5 protein-coding genes are annotated in these 2,952 nt (G+C 34.3%); 4 read left to right on the top strand and 1 reads right to left on the bottom strand.

Annotated features, from left to right (window positions below; all coding sequences use genetic code 11):
- Positions 1–375 precede the first annotated feature (375 nt).
- Genes AC1DRF_RS21500 through AC1DRF_RS21490 form a run of 3 tightly spaced genes read left to right on the top strand, consistent with a single transcriptional unit; the run spans position 376 to position 1,595 of the window.
- The gene (locus tag AC1DRF_RS21500; RefSeq protein WP_427075822.1) at positions 376–858 is read left to right on the top strand and encodes a DUF2975 domain-containing protein; all 483 of its coding nucleotides are present in this window, start codon (positions 376–378) and stop codon (positions 856–858) included.
- A 28-nt stretch (positions 859–886) separates the two neighbouring features.
- Positions 887–1,366, top strand: a complete 480-nt coding sequence (locus AC1DRF_RS21495) for a DUF2975 domain-containing protein (protein ID WP_477741643.1) — start codon at positions 887–889, stop codon at positions 1,364–1,366.
- Positions 1,367–1,376: 10 nt separating this feature from the next.
- Entirely contained in the window at positions 1,377–1,595 is a 219-nt protein-coding gene (locus tag AC1DRF_RS21490; RefSeq protein WP_477741642.1) for a helix-turn-helix domain-containing protein, read from the top strand.
- A gap of 270 nt (positions 1,596–1,865) precedes the next feature.
- Here AC1DRF_RS21490 and AC1DRF_RS21485 read toward each other — a convergent pair whose 3' ends face one another.
- Entirely contained in the window at positions 1,866–2,168 is a 303-nt protein-coding gene (locus tag AC1DRF_RS21485; protein WP_274155249.1) for a hypothetical protein, read from the bottom strand.
- A gap of 177 nt (positions 2,169–2,345) precedes the next feature.
- Here AC1DRF_RS21485 and AC1DRF_RS21480 point away from each other — a divergent pair, with 177 nt between their 5' ends.
- Positions 2,346–2,675: a four-helix bundle copper-binding protein gene (locus AC1DRF_RS21480; RefSeq protein ID WP_028409479.1), complete on the top strand. Its 330-nt coding sequence runs from the start codon at positions 2,346–2,348 to the stop codon at positions 2,673–2,675.
- Positions 2,676–2,952: the final 277 nt, after the last annotated feature.

Genomic DNA, 2,952 nt, shown 5'->3' with positions numbered 1-2,952 from the left:
CTTCTATATTTGCTATTCCCCCTTAAATTCAAGCAGGAATTCGCATGAAAATTCTCCAATATGGAAATAATTATTCGAATTTAAGTGAATTATTTAGTGAGTTTTAAGTATATTATTTATTTCAAGTAGGTTCTGATATCTTTCGTTGTTGATTCACTTTATTAAACTGTTAGGAAGTTTTGTTGAACAAGTTGTATATTTAACCTTCTAAAGCAAGAGCATTTTTTCGTATTGAGAAATGCTTTTTATTTTGTTTAAAATTAAAAGGACATTTCCATAACAATAATAATATAATAAAAAACGATAATATTTTATTGTAAAACGATAAATCATATGTTAAATTCGTATTATCATTAAATAAGTGAGGTGTTTTTTATGAATGTTAAACGAGGTTCTACCACTTTCTTAAAGGTAATAATTTTTCTGATTGGAATTGCAGTGCTTGCCGCATGTATATTTTTGTTGCCTGAGGCAGCCAGAAGAGATGCTATAGAGCGTCCTGGTGATTATTCGTTATATCCACTGTTGGTATGTACATATGGAATATGTATTACATTTTCTTTGGCGTGTTATCAAGCTTTTAAACTTTTAACCTATATCGAGAAGAATAACGCTTTCTCTGAGTTATCTCTTCAATCTTTGAAGGTAATAAAAAAATGCACTTTTACTGTCATTTTGTTTATTTTGTTAGCAATAGTTTATTTAAGGGCGCATGCTCAATTCACAGGTGATGATGCAGCAGGTCCAATATCTCTAGGTCTAATGGGCATCTTGGCAACAAGTATCATCGCAGCCATTGTGGACGTGTTTCAAAAACCTATAAAGAATGTCATGGATTCACAGCCAAAAAACAATTAATATTTTGAAATATAGAAGAGGTGTTTTTATGAAGATAGCAACCACATTATTTTTGAAGATAGCAGTTATTCTCATTGGAATTTTGGTTCTCACTTTGTGCATATTTCTAGTTCCTGAACTGGCAGATGCGGTAGCGGAGTTCTTAGGTATTCATTCCATAGAATATATAATTTTCATTCTTTTATATGGAGGAACATTACCTTTTTACTTCGCCCTTTATCAAGCTGTTAAACTGTTGAGTTATATTGACAAGAACATTGCTTTCTCCGAATTGTCTGTTCGAATTTTAATGAGCATCAAATACTGCGCTATTTCTATCTGTAGTTTGCATTTCTTAGGTTTGCCCATCTATTATCTCGTGGCAGATAAAGACGATGCCCCAGGTCTCATTTTTGTTGGAATGGTCATTCCTTTTGCTTCGTTGGTTATCGCAGTTTTTGCTGCTGTTCTCCAAAGACTTTTGCAAGAAGCGATTAACATAAAATCAGAAAATGATTTAACGGTCTGAGGTGTAGGATATGACAATTATTATTAATATTGATGTGATGTTAGCAAAACGAAAAATGAGCGTAACGGAGCTTTCAGAGAGGGTTGGAATTACTATGGCGAATCTTTCCATCCTAAAAAATGGAAAAGCAAAAGCGGTTCGTTTTTCAACATTAGAAGCAATATGTAAGACTTTGGATTGTCAGCCAGGTGATATTTTGGAGTACAAAAGCGAGGAAGACAATCAATAATAAAAGACAACAAATCCCTTCAACCATGAGGATTAAGTATTGAAATTAAAATGAAGAGACAGCTTAATTGCTGTCCCTTCTCTGCTTTTATTGATTTATTTAATTAGAGAACTTGATTGAGAATTATATTGATATTGATAACAAAAAGTGTGATGCGATTTGAAATGTTTGCACCTCAAAAGGGAACACTTTAGATTTTTCTACGTCCTCTTTATTATTCATTTAGTACATACTCTAAAATGTCACCCGGTTGACAATCTTAGGCATAGCTCATTGCAAATATTCTTCCGCTAAAGAAGGGTTTTCACTATGATGGTGCTCATGATGATCTTCATGGTTATCATGCATATGTTCAGAGGAATGATGAGCGTGATTCTGTTTTTTTCGATCTTTACGCCCTAATTTAAAGTAAAACCATATCCCGGCGACAGGAAAATATAGCCCCGTGATAGGCCATACAATATTCATCACAAACATCATCTGGAGATGCCTAATCACATCAATTGCAATAACTAAAAATTGAATAAGTCCGATTGTAATAGCTATATAAGAAAGTATTTCTAGCCAGCTCAAGTGCTACACCCCTTTAAGATTTATCTACCAACTACATACCCYCCACCCCTATGTTCAAACGTAAAAAAACTACCTGCTTATTACTTAATAAGTTTTACAGCACTGTTTTATTATGTTTACTAAACTAAACGATAGTCTAATGTAATAGAGAGAAGAAAAATAAGGAGGGATTTTACAATGTCTAACGAAAATTATCAAACCGTTATTCAAACTCTGCATGACTGTATGAGTGCCTGCAACCACTGTTTTGATGCTTGTCTAAAAGAAGAAAATGTGGGTATGATGGTGGACTGTATCCGTTTTGATCGAGAATGTGCAGATATTTGCGGATATTTGGAACAAGCTCTAGAAAGAGGAACTCCTTTCGTTGCTGAACTGGCTGGAGTTTGCGCCGAAATTTGCGAAAAATGCGGAAATGAGTGTAAGAAACACGATCATGACCACTGTCAAAAATGCGCGGAAGCTTGCTTGAAATGCGCGGATGAGTGTAGAAAATTAGCTGCATAATCTTTGGAATATAAGAAAGCTAGAACCCTTGAAGCTCATTTCAGGCATTAAGGGTTCTTTTTAATGTATTGGAAAAGAGAAAACATCACGCCACCTCAGGACAGAATCTATAAACTCCCTAAAAAATGAATAAACTTTTTAAGACTTTGAGAGCGCTGCTTCCCTTTCTTTACTACAAAATCAATATGAACATCTTCTGAAAGCTCTTGATATTCAATGCTTTTCATATCACCACGAGAATTTATTACGCTAGCCGGGACTACACTCATGCCTATTC

It is taken from the genome of Priestia sp. P5_B4 (assembly GCF_056400385.1).
Note: the sequence above shows the minus strand (reverse complement) of the source record. Positions and strands in the feature narration are given on the sequence as shown.